Here is a 398-nt window from a genome sequence, read left to right on the forward strand (position 1 = left end):
GGAACGAACAGCTCCTTGGCCTCGGTGCCGGGGGCGGCGGAGAGTTTCGCCAGGTCCAGGCCGGACTGGCCGTAGCTGATGCCATGCACCGGGTTGAGGATGGTCTCGCCCCAGTAGACGTTGTGCTGGCCGGCCTTGATGCTGAACATCGACTCGTCGCCCACTTCGGTGCTGTAGAACACGAAGGCGTCGAGGATCTCGCCGGACGGGCCGCTGTAGTAACGCTGGGCGTAGTTGGAGAGGTGCGGGCTGCCGAATGCCGGGTTGGTCGTGCTGGGCTGGCCGACGATGGTCGAGAACGCCTCGTTGCCGTTGACGAAGGGGTTGGAGTTGGAGCCGGTGTTGTCGTAGGCCTTGTCGTACCAGCTGGCGGCGCTGACGCGGAAGCCCTTGTTGCC

1 protein-coding gene is annotated in these 398 nt (G+C 65.1%); it reads right to left on the reverse strand.

Annotated elements, in window-relative coordinates; translation table 11 throughout:
* The coding region (locus ACFPU0_RS27430) for a DUF1302 family protein (RefSeq protein WP_377695167.1) at nt 1-398 on the reverse strand (398 nt) is incomplete at both ends.

The organism is Pseudomonas sp. GCM10022186 (assembly GCF_042656385.1).
Classification (GTDB): Bacteria; Pseudomonadota; Gammaproteobacteria; order Pseudomonadales; family Pseudomonadaceae; genus Metapseudomonas.